Raw genomic sequence first — 16956 nt, forward strand, 5'->3', positions numbered from 1 at the left:
ATGGCGGTCACGTTCCTCGGCGTGCGGCACCACAGCCCCGCCTGCGCCCGGCTGGTCGCCGACACCATTCGTTCCGTACGGCCGGCGTACGTGCTGGTCGAGGGCCCGGCGGACATGAACCACAGGATGGACGAGCTTCTGCTGGGGCATGAGCTGCCGATCGCGGTCTATACCGGCTATCGGGATCCGGAACGGCGGCACGGCTCATGGACGCCGCTGTGCGACTACTCCCCCGAGTGGACCGCGCTGACCGCGGGCGGTGAGGTCGGCTCCGAGCTGCGTTTCATCGACCTGCCCGCCTGGCATCCGGCGCTGGCCGAGGTCCGCAACCGTTACGCCGACGCGGAGGCCCGCTACAGCGAGGTGACCGGACGGCTGTGCCGTGTCTTCTCCGTGGACAACGTGGACGCGTTGTGGGACCACCTGTTCGAGGTCGAGCCGGCCGACGGGCTGGCCGAACGGCTGGCCGCCTACTTCGACCTGGTGCGCGGCGACACGCGGACCGGTTCGGACGACATGGCCCGCGAGGCGTACATGGCGCAGTGGATCCGAGCCGCCGTCGCCGACGCGGGCGACAGGCCGGTGGTCGTGGTCACGGGCGGCTTCCACCGCCCCGCGTTGATCCGGCTGGCCGAGCAGGGTGACCGCACCTGGCCGGAGGTGCCGGGGCCGCCCGCGGACGCGGTCGTCGGCAGTTACCTGGTGCCGTACTCGTTCCGGCGGCTGGACGCCTTCGACGGCTACCAGTCGGGCATGCCGTCGCCGGGCTACTACCAGCACCTGTGGGAGTCCGGTCCCGCCGACGCCGCCCGCGGGCTCACCGAGGCGGTGACGGCCCGGCTGCGCGCCCGGCGTCAGCCGGTGTCCACCGCGGACCTGATCGCCGCTCGGGCCACCGCGGACGGTCTCGCGTTGATGCGCGGTCATCCGCATCCGGCCCGGGTCGACGTGCTGGACGGCCTGGCCGGCGCGCTGGTCAGCGAGGCGATCGAGGCCCCGCTGCCCTGGGCGACCCGTGGCGCGCTGCAGGCCGGAACTCACCCCGTCATCGTGGAGATGATCGCGGCCCTCAGTGGTGACCGGGTGGGCCGTCTGCATCACTCGACTCCGTTGCCACCGCTGGTCCACGCGGTTCTCGCGGTGCTGGGCGGTCCGGGTGAGGAACGGCTCGACCTCGGCGAGGAAGCCGGCCGCGAGCGCAGCCGGTTGCTGCACCGGCTGCGGGTGCTGCGGGTCCCCGGCGTGGTGCGCACCTCGGGACCCACCTCGGGACCCCGCCCGGCAGGCGGTGCGGAGCTGGTCGAACGATGGATGCTGACCGAGTCCGACGATCGGCTGCCCGCACTGATCGAGGCCGGTGGGTACGGCGTGGACCCGCAGGAGGCGGCGGCCGCCGCCCTCGCCGAACGGATCCCGGGCGCGGACCTGGACCAGCTGGCCGACGTCCTGTTCGACACGGCGCTGTGCGGCATCGGCGAACTGGCCGGACGGGTGCTGGACGACCTGGCGCGGGCCGTCGGCGCGGCGGCCGATCTGGGATCGCTGGGCCGCACCCTCACGGTCGCCCTGGCGATGTGGCGCCACGACGACCTGTTCCGCACCAGCGGCAGCACCACCGTGGGCACGGTCGTCCGGGCCGCCACCCGCCGGGCGCTGTGGCTGGCCGAAGGCGTGCGCGGCGGCCCCGCACCGGCCGACCTCCAGCGCGTCAACGCCCTGACCGCCGTCCGCGACGCCCTCAGACACGCCGGCCCGTCGCTCGGACTGGACACGCACGCGGCGCTGGGCGTCGCGGACCGGCTCGCCGCCTGCCAGGAGGCGCCACCCGACCTGCGTGGAGCGTCGTTGGGCCTGGGCTGGTCACTGCGTGGTACGGCTGCCATGGACCCCGCCAGGGCGGTGCGCGGCGCGTTCGTCCCCGCGTCGGCCGGGGACTGGCTGGCCGGGTTGTTCGCGCTCGCCCGGGAGGAGGTGCTGCACACCGCCGGCATGCTGGAGCTGCTCGATGAGCTGGTCGGAGAGATGACCGATCGCGACTTCCTGGTGGCCTTGCCCGCGCTGCGCCAGGCGTTCGGCTTCTTCCCGCCTCGCGAACGGCACCTCATCGCCACCCGTCTGGTCGAGCGGCGCACCGGCGGCGCGTCCGCCTGGGACCTGATGCGGCTGGACGCGGCACCGGAGCTGGTGGCCGCCGGCAGGGCACTGGACGAGCGGGTCGAGGCGGCACTGCGCCGGGAGGGACTGATCACGTCATGACCGACCCCACTCTTGAACGGTGGCGCCTGCTGCTCGGCGAGGCGGGCAGCGCATGCCTCGGCGGGCAGCCGCTCGACGCCCAGGCCGCCGCCCGTGACGCGGCCATCGACTGGCTCTACGGCCGCGACGAGGACCTGCGCCGGCGTGGTGTGCGGCAAAGCGGTCCACGGCAGAGCGGGACGGGCGAATCGACGCTGACCACCTTCGACTGGCTCGACGACATCGTCCGGCTGTTCCCGAAGGAGACCGTCGAACGGCTGCACCGTGACGCGGTCGAGCGTTACGAGATCCATGACGTGGTGACCGACCCGGCCGTGCTGGCGCGCATCGAACCCAATCCGGCGCTGCTCAAGGCGGTGCTGCGGACCAAGCACCTGATGAACCCACAGGTGTTGCGGCTGGCCAGGCGGATCGTGGAGCAGGTCGTCCGGCAGCTGACGGACAAGCTCGCCACCGAGGTTCGCAGCGCGTTCTCCGGCACCAGGGTGCGGCGGCCCGGCCGGACGCGGCTGGCCCGCGATTTCGACATGGTCAGGACCCTGCGCGCCAACCTCGGCCGCTACCAGCCCGAGACCGGCAAGGTGGTGATCGAGACCCCGTTCTTCTTCTCCCGCACCCGCCGCCACCTGGAGCAGTGGCAGGTGATCCTGCTCGTCGACCAGTCCGGGTCGATGGTCGACTCGGTGATCCACTCGGCGGTCACCGCCGCCTGCCTGTGGGGGTTGCCCGGTGTACGCACCCACCTGGTCGCCTTCGACACCGAAGTGGTGGACCTGACCGCCGACGTCGACGATCCGGTGGAGTTGCTGATGAAGGTCCAGCTCGGCGGCGGCACCGACATCGCCCGCGCGGCGGCGTACGGTGCGAGCCTGGTGGATCGGCCGCGCCGCGCGATCGTCGCGCTGATCTCCGACTTCTACGAGGGCGGTGATCCGCACCGGTTGCTGCGGGTCGTGCGCGACCTGGTGGCGCAGGGCAGCAAGGTGCTGGGCCTGGCCGCCCTCGACGAGCAGGCCAATCCCGCCTACGACCGGGAGCTGGCGCAGCGCCTGGCCGACGCCGGAGCCTACGTGGGTGCGATGACACCCGGCGAACTGGCGTCCTTCGTGGCGGAGCACGTGGGCCGATGAGGACAGATCTACTCGGGCTCACGGCGGACTCCCTCGCCGCGCTCACCAATCGCGGTCTGGTCAAACGCGCCGGCAAGGAGGCCGCGCCGGAGCTTCGGACCGACCCTGACGGCACCGTGCACGGCGGCTTCTCCGACGGCGTGACCACGACCCTGCCTCCCGGCGGCCTCGACCTGGCCCGCTGCACGTGTGGTTCCCTCGGTGTCTGCCGGCACGTCATCGGGGTGATCCTCGCCTACCAACGCCTGCCCGCCGAGGCCGCCCCGGTAGCCGCCGAGGCCGACGCAGAGCCCCTGCCCTGGTCACCGGGGCAGGTGACCGACGACGAACTCACCGCCAGGATAGGCGCCCGGCTGATGGCCGCCGCTCGCCGTACGGAGAGAACCGGATTCACCGCGCGCGTCCGCCGGGCGACCTCCGCTGATCCGGTGCCACAGGTCGAGCTGGCCACCGCGACGGTGCGCTTCCTGGTCCCGGGCGATCTCGGATTCGTCCACACCGACACCGTCGCCGGTAGTCGCGACGACGTCATCGCCCTGGCGGTGTGGGCGTTCCGGGTCGCCGACGAGCTGCACCCCGGCGTCCCCGAGGTGCGGGTCGACGTCGGAGGCGAGGCCGAAGCCGGCGCCGGATCCGGGCTGGAGCGGGCCCTGGCCCTGGCCGGCACGGTCCTGCGCGAGGGTGCGGCACATCTCGGTCAGGGTCTCGATGCCACCATCGCCGACGTGCGGCGCCACCTGGACGCCGCCGGGCTGCGCTGGCCGCTGCTGGCCGTCGGCGACCTCGCCGAGCAGCTGACTTCCTATCGCGACCGTAGCTCCCACTACCGTCCCGAGCTGCTCGCGAGCCACATCGCCGAACTCCACGCCCGGCACCGGGCGGTGACGCGGCCGGACGCCACCCTGCGCAGCAGCGTGCTCGGCACCGCCGAGGCAGCCGAGACCCCGTTGCGCCGGGCCCGGCTGGAGAGCCTCGGCTGCCGGATCCGCAGTCTCGGCGACCAGCGGATCGCCGAGGTCTACCTGGCCCACAGCGACAGCGCCATGGTGCTGGTCCTCCGCCGCCAGTGGGACGGCGACGACGGGGCGGCGCTGGCCCGGCGGCGGATCGCCACGTCCACGCTGGCCGCTCTGGCCACCGGCACCCTGGTCACGGAGTCCGCCGTCCGCAGCGCCAGCCGTACGGTGCGGCTGGCAACCGGGCGGATCTCCACGACGACGGTCAGCCCGTCACGGGGCGACTGGGGTGAACTGCCGCCGTCTCTGGTGGTGACTGACTTCGCCGCGCTCAGCCGTGCGCTCGACGCCCTCACTCTCCGGCCCGTCCGCCCGCGAGTGGAAGCGGAACTGATCCGGGCCGTCGCCGTCGCCCGGGTGAAGGCCGTCACCTACGCGCCCGGAGACCAGCGTCTCGACGCCGTCATCGTCGACCAGGCGGGTAACACCGCCACCGTCAGGGCCACTCACACCGGCGCGGCCCCCGGACGCCTCGACTCGCTGGCCGCCGTGCTCGCCGGCGAGGAGGGCGAGCTGCGCTTCGTCAGCGGCGTGGTCGGGCGGACCGCGGGCGGTGTCGTCATCGAACCGGTCGGTCTGGCGGTCGGCGGCCGGGTCGTCGTCCCCGACCTCCAGCCTCCCGGTGGGAGCGGCAGGCTCATGGTCGCCGAGGACGCCCGGCACGAACCACTCACCGCGGCTCTGATCGACGCCCGAGGACTGCTCGCCGAAGTGGCCCATCACGGCCTGTCTCACCTGCCACCGACCTACGACGACCGGCTCGCCGCCGCAGCGCGGCGGCTGACCGTGCTCGGACTGCACCGCATCGTGCAGGCCGTCACGGCCTTCGCGGCGACGCGGACCCACGCCTGCGACGAGGCGGCCGAGCAGGCCTGGATCGACGCCTACCTGCGCCTGGACGTCGCTCTGGACCTGAACTGACTGATGTGGGGGTCTCGCTGTCAGCATGCTTCGCCCTCGCGGGACCTCCATGCGGAGTGCTCAGTCCCTGACCAGGAGGCCCTGGAAGGTGACGTCGCCTTCGTCGCCGTCCCATCGGTAGTCGAGCCCTTCGCCGGTCTGGATCAGGGTGATCCTGCCCGCGGCGCACTTGTCCAGCCGGAAGACGAGTGCCGTGCCGGAGCTGTGCGTCAGCGTCAGACTTCCCCGGCACGAGCTGTTGGTGTCCTTCCAGCTTCCGGTGCGCCTTCCCGGCTCCAGCACGATCTGGACGTCGGTCTCGCTGGTTCCGATGAGCTGGTCGGGCTCGAGATGGCCTCCCCAGGTGCCGGCGAACGCGGCCGGAACCGTCCCGCCCGGTGTGGTCGACGGCACGGAAGTGGCCTTCGGAGTCGCTGTGGCGTCCCCCGCGGCGTCGTCCGTCGTCACGGTGTCGTCCTGCCCCGCGGCGGTGTCGTCCTGCCCCGCGGCGGTGTCGTCCTGGGTCGCGCCGTCGTCCGTGACGGTTTCCCCCGGCGTGACGTCGGCGGGCGGTGCCGGTGAGCCGGCGGTGTGCGAGACGGTCGTCGTCGTGGCGGCGTGCGGCGAGGTGCCGGCCGGGCCGCCGGACAGCAGGCGCGGCCCCAGCAGAACGGCGGTGACCGACACCGCGGCCACGGCCGCCACCGCCCCGGCGACGATCCCGGTGCGGGAAGCCTGCCGGCGGCCGCCCGCCCCGGTGGTCTGCGGGCCCGACGGGATCGTCCCGGCCGGACCCGGAGCCGGGAAGGCCGGGAGAATCGCGGTCGTCCCGCCCTGCCGTACGCCTTCCGGCCTGGTGGTCGCCGCGGCCGCGCCCGCCTGAAGCGGGTCGGGGGCTGACCCGACGAGTTCCAGCAGCAGGTCGCGGGAGGCCGGTCGGCGCGCGGGATCCTTGGCGAGACACCGTTCGACCACCCCGCGCAGCGACCGGGGCAGTGCCGAGGCGTCGGGCTCGGCGGTCAGGATCCGGTGCATGACTGCGGGGACGCTGGCTGCGCCGAAGGCCGGGCGGCCCGTGGCGGCGAAGACGATCGTGGCTCCCCAGGCGAACACGTCGCAGGCGGTCGTGGCCGGATCCCCGGCGATCTGCTCGGGAGCCAGGTAGGCCGGGGTGCCGACCGGGCCCGCCGTGATCGTGTCACTCGCGCCGTGCCTGGCGATGCCGAAGTCCACCACCCGGGGACCGTCCGGCCCCAGCAGCACGTTGGCCGGCTTGAAGTCCCGGTGCACGATCCCGGCCGCGTGAATGGCCGCCAGCGCCGTGGCCGTGCCGACCGCGAGGCGTTCCAACTCGCCGCCCCGCAGCGGACCGCCGGAATCGACCCGCTGCTGCAGAGACGGCCCGTCGATGAACTCGCTCACCACGTACGGCATCCGCCCATCGACCACCGCGGTCAGCACGCGGGCGGTGCAGAAGGGCGCGACTCCGCGCATCGCGTCGAGCTCGCGGACCAGCCGCTCCTTCACCGACGAGTCGAGCCCCGACTTGAGCACCTTCACCGCGACCGGTTCACCGCCGGGCGACCGGCCGAGGAACACCACCCCCTGCCCGCCCTCGCCGAGCCGCCCGCTCAGTGTGAACTCACCCAGCACGCGCGGGTCGTCGGGCTCCAGGGGGGTGACCATGGCACGAACCCTAGCGACGCGGGGCGCGGTGCGGTACGCCTCATCCGCCGCAGCGCATCAGCAAGTGACCGCGGCGGAATCGTTCGTCCTCCAAAGGCTCGCGCAACATCCGCGCCACCTCGACGAACCCTTCCTTGCGGGCCAGGTCGGCCAAGTCGTCGATCGGCCACCGGTAGGCCGGTGTGACCTTGTGGTCGAACTGCAGCACCGGACCGCCCTCGGATTCGAAGAAACCGAGCAGGAGGTGACCACCGGGGGCCAGCACCCGGCGGAACTCGGCGAAGTACGGCGGCAGCTCCGGTGGTGGGATGTGGATGAGGGAGTACCAGGAGAGCACACCGCCCAGCTCGCCGTCGGCCACGTCGAAGGCGCCCATCGAACCGACCTCGAAACGCAGGTCAGGGTGGTCTTTGCGGGCGATGTCGATCAGTGCGGGAGACAGGTCGATGCCCAAGGCGTCCAGTCCGAGGTCACGCAGGTGTGCCGTCATGTACCCGGGACCGCAGCCGGCGTCGGCGACGGGCCGGGGTCCGGCAGCCCGTACGAGTTCGGCGAACACGGCGAGTATCGCGCGATCCACTGGCAGGCGGTCGAGCGAGTCTCGGGCGAGGTCGGCGTAGAGGTCGGCGACGGCGTCGTAGGCGTCCGCCGTCGCGGTCAGATAAGGGGAGGATTCGGCCACGGCGGACGACTGTAGTTCATCGGTCGGCGGAGGTCGTCCATCATCGACCGGTCGGCGTGTCCGTTCCGTTCCGGTCGGCTGACCGCGACCGCAACGGACTGTCGCGCGTCGCCTGCGCGGTAGCCGCTTGGCCGATGAGAGCGCGACGTACGACGCTTCCCGCGAGTGCCCGCCGCCCGTAGGTCCGCTACGGTAAACGTTGCCCCACCAGAAGTCGCTGTCGCGGGCGGCAGCCTGATGATGCGTTTGACCAGGGGTACCGCCGCGCGTAGCCGCTTGTTGTAGCCCGACTGCTGGGGCAGGTGGGGAAACAGGCCGGCCAGGTGCTTGCGGGCGAAGCGCAGCCGGCGGCTCTCCGGGCGATGGCCGAGCAACGCCTGGGCGACGGCCAGGCAGACGAGTTCGGAGTCATTCAGCAGGGGCGGCCTGCCCGTGCGGCGCGTCCTCCGATCTCGTCATCGATCCTCACGTGGAGTGCGGTGAGAAGGGTCTCCAGGTCGGTCAGCACAACCGGATCATGGAGGCCCTTTCCTTATTCGCAGGCCCGGAACTTCGGACTACTCGTCTAGCCGCTCACCTGCTGGGCGGCGCGCAGGAGCAGGTCGCGGAAGAAGGCGTGCTCGGGATTGCGGTCGTAGACCGGGTGCCACCACATCGCGTCGACCAGCGGGCCGACTTCGAAAGGGCAGGGCAGCGAGCGGATCCCGACGTCGACCGAGAACAGGCGCACCAGCCGCTCCTGCAGCAGCGCGATGCGGCGCGTCCCGGCGACGAGGCCGGGGATGGTCAGGAAACTCTCCGTCACGACCTGGACCCGCGGCTCGATCCCGAGCATCCGCATCTGCCGGGCGGCCGGAGTGGACGCCGTCGGCCCGTAGTAGGTCGCGACCCATGGCATGGCTTCGATCTGCTCGATGGTGAGCGTGTCACCGACGTCGGGATTGTCCGCCGAGACCACCAGCACCCACCTGTCCCGAAGCACCTCCGCGTGGGGTAGGTCGGTGACGAAGCCGTGCGGCACCACCAGCAGGTCCGTTGTCAGCAACGTCTGCTCGGCGTGGTCGACCGCAGCAGGGGTGTTGTGCATCAGCCTTAGACGGGCGCCCGGCGCCTCCTGCCCCAGCAGCTCGGTCAGGACGTTGCCGAGGACCGCACAGGCATAGTCGCTGAGCAGGACGCTGAACTCGCGGCTGGACTCCCTCGGGTCGAACACCGGTTGCGCGGTGAAAATCCGCTCCACACCGTCGAGGGCCAACCGCACCCGCGGCTTGAGCTGCGCGGCGAGCGGGCTGAGCCGATACTCGTTGCCCACCCGGGTGAGCAGCTCGTCACCGAAGTGCCGACGCAGCCGGGCCAGCGACGCCGACAGCGCCGGCTGGCTCAGCCCCAGCTGCTGGGCCGCCCGGGTGACGCTGCGCTGGTCGAGCAGCGCGTCGAGAGACACCAGCAGGTTGAGGTCCAGGTTCGAGAGCCGCATGACCAGCAGCTTATCCATGGCACTGATGAGGGGCATTACCCATTGTGTCTTCCCTGATAACCCTCCCTACCGCACCATGGTCCACGTCCCGACCCGAGAGAGGACCTCCGTGCCCCACGTCCCCGCCATGGCGCCCCTGGACCCTGCGGATCCGGAAGGAGCCATCGCCGCCGCCGCCAAACGGAACTCCAATTGGGGTCGCTGGGGCGATGACGACGTGCTCGGCACGCTGAACTTCCTCGACGAGGCCAAGCGCCGCGAGGGCGCGGCGCTGGTGCGCCGGGGAGTGAGCTTCTCGCTCGCCCAGTCGTTCGACATGAACGGCCCGCAGAAGGGCTGGCGGCGGCGCACCAACCCGGTGCACACGATGCTCGACACCGGGACCGACGCCGAGCGCGGCACGCAGGGCTTCCCCCACGGGCTCGGCGGCGCCGACGATGTGATCTTCATGCCGCTGCAGGCATCCACTCAATGGGACGGCCTCGGGCATATCTTCGACCACGGCCGCGCCTGGAACGGCCGCCGCGCGGGTGACGTCGTGACCAGCGACGGCGACGCGGTCACCGGCATCGAGACCGCGGCCTCGCTCATCTGCGGCCGTGGGGTGCTCCTCGACGTCGGCCGGGCCATCGGGACCGACGGCGAACTGCCCGACGGCTTCGCCATCACCACCGAGCACCTCGAGGCGACCATCGCCGCCCAGGGCGAGTCGGCGCATGTCGGCCGCGGCGATCTGCTGCTGGTGCGGACCGGCCGGCTGGCACGGGCACGGCGAGAGGGCTGGGGCGACTACGCCGGCGGACCCTCCCCCGGCCTGTCATTCACTACCGCCGACTGGCTGCACGACACCGAGATCGCCGGCGTGGCCACCGACACCTGGGGCTTCGAGGTGCGGCCCAACGAGTTCGACGCCGCCTTCCAGCCGCTGCACCAGGTCGCCATCCCCAACATGGGGCTGTTCATCGGCGAGATGTGGGACCTCGACGCGCTGGCCGCCGACTGCGCCGCCGACGGCGTCTGGGACTTCTTCCTCACCGCCGCCCCCCTGCCCGTAACCGGCGCCGTGGGCGCCCCTGTCAATCCGATCGCAGTCAAGTGATCAAGGAGTCCTGACATGCCCGCCGTGAAGAACGTCCTCGTCGTCGGCAGCGGCCTGGCCGGCGCCGGAGCAGCCGTACACCTGGCCTCTGCCGGGGTGGCAGTGGACCTGGTGGAGATCAAGCCGCAGGTCACCGCGCTCGGCTCGGGGATCACCCTCCAGGGCAACGCCCTCCGCGAGCTCGACAGGCTGGGCGTGTGGGAACGCGCGCGCCGGCGCGGCTACCCTTTCGACGTCACCGGCATCCGGGCGCCCGACCCGTACGGGACGGTGCTCTTCGAGCTCCCGGATGCCAAGACCGGCGGCCCGGACTATCCCGCCGTCATGGGGATGTCCCGCCCCGAGCTGGCCCGCATCCTGCACGACCGCGCCGACGAGGTGGGCGTCAAGATCCGGTACGGGACGACGTTCACCGAGCTGTGCCAGGACGACATCGGGGTCGACGTCACCTTCTCCGATGAAACCATCAGCCGCTACGACCTCGTGATCGGGGCGGACGGCATCCGCTCCTGGACCCGCCGGGCGCTGGGCATCGACCTGGAGACCAAGTCGGTCGGCATGGGGATCTGGCGGAGCTTCGGCCCGCGGCCGGCCAGCGTGACGCGCACCGACCTCTACTATGGCGGCCCCTCCTACATCGCCGGCTACTGCCCCACCGGTGAGGACTCGCTCTACGCCTACATCGTCGAGGACGCGCAGGACCGCTCCACACTCATACCGGAGCAGCAGCTGGCCGTCATGAGGGAGCTCTCGCAGGCCTACCACGGACCGTGGGACGAGATCCGGGAGACGCTCACCGATCCCTCCCGGGTCAACTACACGTGGTTCGAGACCCATATGCTCACGCCGCCGTGGAACCGCGGACGAGTCGTGCTCATCGGCGACGCCGCCCACACCTGCCCGCCCACCATCGCCCAGGGCGGAGCCCAGGCCCTCGAGGACGCCGCCGTCCTCGCGGAACTCCTGATCACTCATGACGCCGTCGATCAGAATCTTTGGGACGAGTTCCACGCCCGCCGTGTGGACCGCGCGAAGACCGTCGTCGACGCCTCCAACCAGCTCGCCGCCTGGCAGCTCGCACACGAACAGGGCGACGTTCCCGGCCTCATGCGCGCCATCGCGATGCTCGTCAGCCGGCCCGCCTGACCCAGACCCCTGGCCGATCCGTTACCGGAGAAACCCGATGCCCGAACGCCTCATCACCCATCTGCGGCACGTCGACCTCGCCGTACCCGACCACGCCAAGCAGCTCGACTTCTACACGAACATCTGGGGGCTCAAGGCCGAACACAGCGACACCGGCCTGACCTTCCTGGCCGCCGAGGGGTCGCCCGAGCAATACGTCGTCCGGCTGCGCCAGTCGGCCGACAAGCGCATCGACCTCATCGCGTTCGGCGCGGCCAGCCGCGCCGACGTCGACACCCTCGCCGGTGCCCTCGCCCGCGAAGGTGTCCAGCTCATCACCGAGCCGGGCGACCTGCGGACTCCCGGAGGCGGTTACGGCTTCCGGTTCTTCGACAACGAGGGCCGTACAGTCGAGATCAGCGCCGACGTCGCCGTACGGAAGCACCGGGCGGTCGAGGAGGGGGAGTCGATCCCCGTGCGACTCTCGCACGTCGTCATCAACTCCGCCGACCCCGAGGGCACCCGCGCCTTCTACGAGAAGCACCTCTCGTTCGCCCTGTCGGACACCCTGATGCACCCGCGCATGGGCGAGATGATGTGGTTCATGCGGATCAACGCCTGGCACCACAGCCTGGCGATCGCCCGCTGCCCGCACCCCTCTCTGCACCACGCCTCCTTCGAGATGCGCGGCCTGGACGAGTACATGCGGGGCACCGGCCGGGTGCTGCGCGCGGGCGTGGAGAAGATCTGGGGGCCTGGCCGGCACCTGGCAGGCAACAACACCTTCAGCTACTTCCTCGACCCGTCCGGCAACACCATGGAGTACACCACCGAGCTGGAAGTCCTCGACGAGGACACCTGGCACCCCCACGTGTACGACTTCAGCAAGCCCGAGGTCAGCGACCAGTGGGGCACCGCGAACGCGATGAACGAGTTCGTCGCACAGCGCTCGTTCAACGACCCGGACAAGGGTCTGTTCGCCGCTCCCCCGGTCTGAGCCGATGAAGATCGCAACCTGGGAAGACGGCGGGACCGTCACCGCCGGCGTCGTCGGCGAGCACGGGTGTGCACGCCCTTCCGTCCGGCGTGACCGTGCTCGATCTGGTCCGCGCAGGGCTGCCCTACCAGGACGACGAGGAGCGGCCCGGCCACGGCCTCGGGCGCGTAAGCGGACCACCTGATCAGGAGCGCGCCCTGCCCGTGCTCCGGCTTGAGAGGAACGACAGTGTTTGAGTACTTTCCGGGCAACTACGTCTGGAACCTCGGCGTCGTAGCCACGCTGAACTCCGGCGGGCTGATCGACGAGGTGGACCGCGCGTGCCGCCCGATCAAGCAGGCCGCCGCCCAGGGCGAGGACGCCGGCACGCCCGACCTGCTACGCGCCTGGACCGCCCTCACCGACCAGCTGGTCGCCCAGGCGCAGGACGCGGAGAAGGCAGGACACACCCGTACGGCCGGGCAGCTGTACTTCCGCGCGACCAACTACCTGTGTCAGGCCGAGCGGATGCTGTCGAACTCTGACCCGAACCGCATCCCAACCTACAAGCGGGTGCTGAAGCTGGCACAGAAGGCCTTCGACCTCAGAGACCCACGCGTCTCCCGGGTGGCCATCCCCTACGAGGGCACGACGCTGCCGGCCTACTTCAGCGCCGCCCCGGCCACCGATGCCGGGCCCGCGCCGGTCATCGTGCTGGTCAACGGGCTGGACTCGACCAAGGAGCACATGTACTCCTCGAGTCACTGGGAGGAGCTGGCCGCACGGGGCGTCTCCTGCCTGATGCTCGACCAGCCCGGCACCGGCGAGGCGCTCCGGCTGCAGGGGCTCACCGCCCGCATCGACGCCGAGGCCTGGGCCGGGGCGGTGGTCGACTGGCTGGAGGCCCGGCCGAACGTCGACCACCGCCGCATCGGCATCGCCGGCTGGTCGCTGGGCGGCTACTACGCCCCCCGCGCCGCGGCCTTCGAGAAGCGCTTCGCCCTGTGCGTGGCCTGGGGCGCCAACCACGACTGGGGCTCGGTCCAGCGCCGCAGACTGGAACGGGAGGGCGAGCGGCCCGTCCCGCACTACTGGGAGCACGTCCTGTGGGTGTGGGGCCACACCGATCTGCGGGAGTTCATCGAGTTCGCCGACCAGGTGAACCTGGAAGGCGTCGTCGAGAAGATCACCGTACCCTTCCTCATCGCGCATGGGGCGAACGACCGGCAGATCCCGCTGGAGTACGCACACCGCTCCTATGAACAGGCGGTCAACTCCCCCAAGCGCGAGTTGCGGATCTTCACTCCCGAAGAGGGGGCCACGGAGCACATCGGCCTGGACCACCTGCCCCACGTCAGCGTCTTCATCGCCGACTGGGTCGCCGACACCTTCGCCGAACTCGGCGGCCCCGCGGCCTGACGGCGCGCCACGAGCCGAAGCCCGCCGGGACCCGAGATCGGGTAGCCGCGCTCGTGGCTGGTCCCGGTGCCGGCGACCGCGAGCAACCGCGGCGCCTGTTGCTCGCGGTCACCGTAGCGAGGTGGGCGGGAGCACGGCCTCCTCGGCTCAGGCCGCGGAGCTCGTCTCCCCCGCCGTGGGCAGGTCCGGATGCCCGGCGGGCGCGGAGAACGGGAGCCACTGCGCGAGCAGGCGGGGTGCGAACAGCTCATCGAGAACCAGGTGCACCGCCCCGGCGAGCCCCGCCTCCCCCAGAGACGTCGGTTCGATCCTCAGTGTCCGCGTGGCGAGCGGAAGAGAGCGGCGGTAGACGGCCTCGCGAATGGCAGCCAGGACGTGGTCGCCGGCGCTGACCACCCCGCCTCCGAGGACGACGAGCGCCGGGTTGTAGAAGCTGACGAGCGTGGCGAGCGCGATCCCGACGAGCCGGCCGGCGCGGGCCAGGAGGGCGCGGGCCGCCGCGTCTCCCCTCCCGGCGGCCACCGTGACGTCAGCGGCGGTCAGCGTGCCCTTCGCCGCCAGGATCTCCACCAGCACCCGGCTGTCCCCGCTCTCGGCCAGCCGCCGCCCCTCGCGCGCCAGAGCCGCCCCTCCGGCGACCGCCTCGAGGCACCCGGCATTCCCACAGCGACAGATGACGTTCTCCGCCTCCGCGACCGCGATGTGCCCGATGTCGCCGGCGCACCCGTTCGTCCCCCGGTGCAGCCGGCCGCCGGACACGAGCCCGGCCCCGATGCCGGTGCCGATCTTGACGTAGAGCAGGTCCTGCGTGTCTCCTATGGTGCGATTGGTGCGAAGCTCCCCCAGTGCCAGCAGGTTGACGTCGTTGTCCACCCAGGTCGGCGCGTCGTAGCGTCGCGACAACCGATCACGGATCGGGTATCCGTCCCAGCCCGGCATGATCGGCGGGGACACCGGAAGGCCGGTCGCGAATTCGACCGGTCCTGGGACACCGACCCCGATGCCCCACACACTCCGCCCCTCTACACCCCGGGCCAGTAGCCCGTCGACGAGCTGCTCAACCCGGGCCATGATCACCTCGGGGCCGTCGGCGATGTCAACGGGCTCTTCCACGCTCTCGAGCACCCGGCCCGAGAGGTCCGCGACGCCGATCTCCATTCCGGTCGCGCCGATGTCCACACCGACCACCCGGCCGGCTTCCGCGCGCAGGCGCAGCCGACGAGGGGCGCGCCCCCCAGTGGAGGGACCCACCCCCGCGCGGGCCACAAGCCCCGCCGACTCCAGCTCCGCGACGCGCGACGCGACGACGCTGCGACCGAGCTCCAACTGCTGGGAGATAAGCGGCTGGGTCATGCCGTCACTGCCGCGGATCGCCGCCAGGACGGCGGCCAGGCTGTCCATCCGCCCAGAGGGCACATCCCCTCCTTGCTTCCCGTCGGACACAGGCCGGGAATTCCGATCATGCGCGACAAAAGTATCAGCAGACTCCGGGACCGGAGGAGCCCCCCGCCAGGCAGGCCAGTCGAAGCCCAGGCGGGTTGCCGACAGGAGACATCGCATGTGAGAGGCGATTTCCAGAGAACGGAGCCGCGATGCACCCCCCTGTCCAGAGGGGTTCCGGCGGGCCATCGGCAGGGTCCGTGGTTCGCCCGGCCTCCCAATAGATCCGGTCTATGCCGCCCATCAGCAAACTTATGTTGTTTACCGACAGAATAGCTGTAACACTCCCGACATACCCGATTCGTCCAGTGGATCCCTCACTCACTGTCACCCCTCTTCCAGGCCCTCGAAAGGCTCACCATGACGTTCTCGATCGCCCGGCACCGCCGCCGCGCTGCCGCCGTGGCGTTGCCTCTGGCCACCGGCCTGCTCCTCGCCGCCTGCGGAGGCGAGGACGGCAGCACCGCCAACGGCGAAGAGCCGCAGACCATCACGTTGTCCTACGGGAGCGCGAACACCGGCGAGAAGGCGTACGAGACCCTCGCTCAGGACTACATGAAGGCGCACCCGGGCGTCACGATCAAGACCAACCGGATCGCGCTGAACGCCTACAACCAGACGCTGACGACACAGATGCAGGCCGGCAACGGACCGGATGTCATGTACATCAACGCCGGCACCGGTCAGGCGGGCTCGGTGGGCCAGCTCGGAAAGGCGGGCCTCCTGATGGACCTGGACTCCAGTCTCAAGAGCGTCCTTCCCGAGGGTACGGAAGAGCTCTATTCGGTCGACGGCAAGCTCTTGGGGGTGCCTTCCGCCGTGACGATCAGCGCGATCGTCTACAACGACGACCTCGCCAAGCAGAACGGTGTGACGGTCACACCCTTGTCCACCCTCCAGGACGTGATGTCGCAGTGCGGCAAGGTGAAGGCGGCGGGTAAATCGATCTTCGGGCTGGCCGGGTCCGTCCCGCAGAACCCCGGCATCATGGCGATGGAGATCGCCTCCTCCACCGTGTACGGCCCGAACCCGAGCTGGAACCAGGACCGGGCCGCCGGCAAGACCACCTTCGCGCAGACGCAGGGCTGGCGCGACGCCCTGCAGGCCGTGATCGACCTGAACAAGTCGGGCTGCTTCCAGGACGGCGCGGCGGGGGCCGGCTTCGACGCCCTGACCAACGGCGCCAGCCAGGGCAAGCTCTTCGGTTTCTTCGCGCCGAGCGGGGCGACCAAGGACATCATGGACGCGGCGCAAGGGCACGTGAAGCTCATCGCGCTGCCGTTCCCGGCGCCCCAGGGAACGCAGACCTACGCTGCGCTGACTGCCAACATCGGCCTGGCCGGCAACGCGAAGACGAAGAGCCCGAAGCTCGTCCAGGACTTCATCAAGTTCTCCGTCTCTCCAGGTGAGGCGAAGAAGTTCGCCGACGCGCAGGGCAGCATCCCGGTGGGCAGCGACATCTCAACGTCGGACCTGCTGCCTCAGTATCAGCCCATCGCGGACATGCTGAAGAACAAGCAGTACCGCCCCTTCGGCATCGACACCTGGCCCAACGGCCAGGTTTACGACGCCCTCGGCAGCGGCGCGACCGGCCTGCTCACGGGTCAGAAGACGATCGACGACGTGCTCAAGGCGATGGACGCCGCCTGGAGCAGCTGAGCCCGGTCGGCGTGCGGGGCGGCCGGACGCTCGGAGTGGCCCTGCCCTGGCAGGTCGATCGCGATGACGTGGAACAGGCCGGCGAGGCTGG

12 protein-coding genes are annotated in these 16956 nt (G+C 71.0%); 8 read left to right on the plus strand and 4 right to left on the minus strand.

The window, feature by feature from the left end; translation table 11 throughout:
* The 3 genes from ABZ857_RS41885 to ABZ857_RS41895 are packed head-to-tail and all read left to right on the plus strand — an operon-like array spanning position 1 to position 5323.
* The gene (locus ABZ857_RS41885) at positions 1-2256 is read left to right on the plus strand and encodes a DUF5682 family protein (protein ID WP_357055769.1); all 2256 of its coding nucleotides are present in this window, start codon (positions 1-3) and stop codon (positions 2254-2256) included.
* Positions 2253-3386 carry a VWA domain-containing protein gene (locus tag ABZ857_RS41890; protein WP_357055772.1) on the plus strand — a complete coding sequence of 378 codons (1134 nt, stop codon included), beginning with the start codon at positions 2253-2255 and terminating at the stop codon, positions 3384-3386. Before ABZ857_RS41885 ends, ABZ857_RS41890 begins: the two co-directional genes overlap by 4 nt.
* Positions 3383-5323 (plus strand): hypothetical protein, encoded by a 1941-nt coding sequence (locus tag ABZ857_RS41895; RefSeq protein WP_357055775.1) that lies wholly within the window; start codon positions 3383-3385, stop codon positions 5321-5323. Before ABZ857_RS41890 ends, ABZ857_RS41895 begins: the two co-directional genes overlap by 4 nt.
* Positions 5324-5383: 60 nt before the next feature.
* Here ABZ857_RS41895 and ABZ857_RS41900 read toward each other — a convergent pair whose 3' ends face one another.
* From ABZ857_RS41900 to ABZ857_RS41910, 3 genes are all read right to left on the minus strand, one after another.
* Entirely contained in the window at positions 5384-6988 is a 1605-nt protein-coding gene (locus ABZ857_RS41900) for a protein kinase (protein WP_357055778.1), read from the minus strand.
* A 40-nt stretch (positions 6989-7028) separates the two neighbouring features.
* On the minus strand, positions 7029-7670 hold the full coding sequence (locus tag ABZ857_RS41905; protein ID WP_357055781.1) for a class I SAM-dependent methyltransferase: 642 nt from the start codon (positions 7668-7670) through the stop codon (positions 7029-7031).
* Between the two features lie 565 nt (positions 7671-8235).
* The gene (locus tag ABZ857_RS41910) at positions 8236-9165 is read right to left on the minus strand and encodes a LysR family transcriptional regulator (protein ID WP_357055784.1); all 930 of its coding nucleotides are present in this window, start codon (positions 9163-9165) and stop codon (positions 8236-8238) included.
* A 91-nt stretch (positions 9166-9256) separates the two neighbouring features.
* On the opposite strand from ABZ857_RS41910, the gene ABZ857_RS41915 reads away from it, so the two are divergent.
* From ABZ857_RS41915 to ABZ857_RS41930, 4 genes are all read left to right on the plus strand, one after another.
* Positions 9257-10246 carry a cyclase family protein gene (locus ABZ857_RS41915; RefSeq protein WP_357055787.1) on the plus strand — a complete coding sequence of 330 codons (990 nt, stop codon included), beginning with the start codon at positions 9257-9259 and terminating at the stop codon, positions 10244-10246.
* A 15-nt stretch (positions 10247-10261) separates the two neighbouring features.
* A complete protein-coding gene (locus ABZ857_RS41920; RefSeq protein WP_357055790.1) occupies positions 10262-11392 on the plus strand; it encodes an FAD-dependent monooxygenase in 1131 nt (376 codons plus the stop codon).
* A 37-nt stretch (positions 11393-11429) separates the two neighbouring features.
* Complete coding sequence (locus ABZ857_RS41925; RefSeq protein ID WP_357055793.1) at positions 11430-12368, plus strand: VOC family protein; 939 nt, start codon at positions 11430-11432, stop codon at positions 12366-12368.
* Positions 12369-12596: 228 nt separating this feature from the next.
* Positions 12597-13766 carry an alpha/beta fold hydrolase gene (locus ABZ857_RS41930; protein WP_357055796.1) on the plus strand — a complete coding sequence of 390 codons (1170 nt, stop codon included), beginning with the start codon at positions 12597-12599 and terminating at the stop codon, positions 13764-13766.
* Between the two features lie 147 nt (positions 13767-13913).
* On the opposite strand, the gene ABZ857_RS41935 is transcribed toward ABZ857_RS41930, so the two are convergent.
* A complete protein-coding gene (locus ABZ857_RS41935; protein WP_357055799.1) occupies positions 13914-15182 on the minus strand; it encodes an ROK family transcriptional regulator in 1269 nt (422 codons plus the stop codon).
* A gap of 384 nt (positions 15183-15566) precedes the next feature.
* Between ABZ857_RS41935 and ABZ857_RS41940 the strand changes: the two genes are divergently transcribed.
* Complete coding sequence (locus ABZ857_RS41940; RefSeq protein WP_357055802.1) at positions 15567-16865, plus strand: ABC transporter substrate-binding protein; 1299 nt, start codon at positions 15567-15569, stop codon at positions 16863-16865.
* The last annotated feature ends 91 nt before the right edge of the window (positions 16866-16956 follow it).

It is taken from the genome of Microbispora sp. NPDC046933, from assembly GCF_040644635.1.
Classification (GTDB): domain Bacteria; phylum Actinomycetota; class Actinomycetes; order Streptosporangiales; family Streptosporangiaceae; genus Microbispora.

What these genes read in the sequence shown, in the direction of transcription:
- ABZ857_RS41895 (WP_357055775.1), top strand. Translation starts at nt 3,383, where the DNA reads ATGAGGACAGATCTACTCGGGCTCACGGCGGACTCCCTCGCCGCGCTC.
- ABZ857_RS41940 (WP_357055802.1), top strand. Translation starts at nt 15,567, where the DNA reads ATGACGTTCTCGATCGCCCGGCACCGCCGCCGCGCTGCCGCCGTGGCG.
- ABZ857_RS41925 (WP_357055793.1), top strand. Translation starts at nt 11,430, where the DNA reads ATGCCCGAACGCCTCATCACCCATCTGCGGCACGTCGACCTCGCCGTA.
- ABZ857_RS41900 (WP_357055778.1), bottom strand. Translation starts at nt 6,988, where the DNA reads ATGGTCACCCCCCTGGAGCCCGACGACCCGCGCGTGCTGGGTGAGTTC.
- ABZ857_RS41890 (WP_357055772.1), top strand. Translation starts at nt 2,253, where the DNA reads ATGACCGACCCCACTCTTGAACGGTGGCGCCTGCTGCTCGGCGAGGCG.
- ABZ857_RS41910 (WP_357055784.1), bottom strand. Translation starts at nt 9,165, where the DNA reads ATGGATAAGCTGCTGGTCATGCGGCTCTCGAACCTGGACCTCAACCTG.
- ABZ857_RS41920 (WP_357055790.1), top strand. Translation starts at nt 10,262, where the DNA reads ATGCCCGCCGTGAAGAACGTCCTCGTCGTCGGCAGCGGCCTGGCCGGC.
- ABZ857_RS41885 (WP_357055769.1), top strand. Translation starts at nt 1, where the DNA reads ATGGCGGTCACGTTCCTCGGCGTGCGGCACCACAGCCCCGCCTGCGCC.